1 rRNA gene is annotated in these 1,587 nt (G+C 56.4%); it reads left to right on the top strand.

The features are described from left to right. Nucleotides 1-45 precede the first annotated feature (45 nt). A 16S ribosomal RNA gene (locus ACIQH5_RS22380) occupies nucleotides 46-1,566 on the top strand. Nucleotides 1,567-1,587 lie beyond the last annotated feature (21 nt).

Below are 1,587 nucleotides of genomic sequence, written 5' to 3' on the forward strand. Positions count from 1 at the left end.
GTTATTTCCGGTGGGTGTGGTTGTGTCTGTTTGATTTGTTTTACTTCAACGGAGAGTTTGATCCTGGCTCAGGATGAACGCTGGCGGCGTGCTTAACACATGCAAGTCGAACGATGATCCCAGCTTGCTGGGGGATTAGTGGCGAACGGGTGAGTAACACGTGAGTAACCTGCCCTTGACTCTGGGATAAGCCTGGGAAACTGGGTCTAATACCGGATACGACCATCTGGCGCATGTCATGGTGGTGGAAAGCTTTTGTGGTTTTGGATGGACTCGCGGCCTATCAGCTTGTTGGTGGGGTAATGGCCTACCAAGGCGACGACGGGTAGCCGGCCTGAGAGGGTGACCGGCCACACTGGGACTGAGACACGGCCCAGACTCCTACGGGAGGCAGCAGTGGGGAATATTGCACAATGGGCGCAAGCCTGATGCAGCGACGCCGCGTGAGGGATGACGGCCTTCGGGTTGTAAACCTCTTTCAGTAGGGAAGAAGCGAAAGTGACGGTACCTGCAGAAGAAGCGCCGGCTAACTACGTGCCAGCAGCCGCGGTAATACGTAGGGCGCAAGCGTTATCCGGAATTATTGGGCGTAAAGAGCTCGTAGGCGGTTTGTCGCGTCTGCTGTGAAAGACCGGGGCTCAACTCCGGTTCTGCAGTGGGTACGGGCAGACTAGAGTGCAGTAGGGGAGACTGGAATTCCTGGTGTAGCGGTGAAATGCGCAGATATCAGGAGGAACACCGATGGCGAAGGCAGGTCTCTGGGCTGTAACTGACGCTGAGGAGCGAAAGCATGGGGAGCGAACAGGATTAGATACCCTGGTAGTCCATGCCGTAAACGTTGGGCACTAGGTGTGGGGGACATTCCACGTTTTCCGCGCCGTAGCTAACGCATTAAGTGCCCCGCCTGGGGAGTACGGCCGCAAGGCTAAAACTCAAAGGAATTGACGGGGGCCCGCACAAGCGGCGGAGCATGCGGATTAATTCGATGCAACGCGAAGAACCTTACCAAGGCTTGACATGAACCGGAAAGACCTGGAAACAGGTGCCCCGCTTGCGGTCGGTTTACAGGTGGTGCATGGTTGTCGTCAGCTCGTGTCGTGAGATGTTGGGTTAAGTCCCGCAACGAGCGCAACCCTCGTTCTATGTTGCCAGCGCGTTATGGCGGGGACTCATAGGAGACTGCCGGGGTCAACTCGGAGGAAGGTGGGGACGACGTCAAATCATCATGCCCCTTATGTCTTGGGCTTCACGCATGCTACAATGGCCGGTACAAAGGGTTGCGATACTGTGAGGTGGAGCTAATCCCAAAAAGCCGGTCTCAGTTCGGATTGGGGTCTGCAACTCGACCCCATGAAGTCGGAGTCGCTAGTAATCGCAGATCAGCAACGCTGCGGTGAATACGTTCCCGGGCCTTGTACACACCGCCCGTCAAGTCACGAAAGTTGGTAACACCCGAAGCCGGTGGCCTAACCCTTGTGGGGGGAGCCGTCGAAGGTGGGACCGGCGATTGGGACTAAGTCGTAACAAGGTAGCCGTACCGGAAGGTGCGGCTGGATCACCTCCTTTCTAAGGAGCTGCTAACAATTG

Origin of the sequence: Paenarthrobacter sp. NPDC091711 (assembly GCF_044756605.1) — a bacterium.
In the GTDB taxonomy this organism is placed as follows: Bacteria; Actinomycetota; Actinomycetes; order Actinomycetales; family Micrococcaceae; genus Arthrobacter.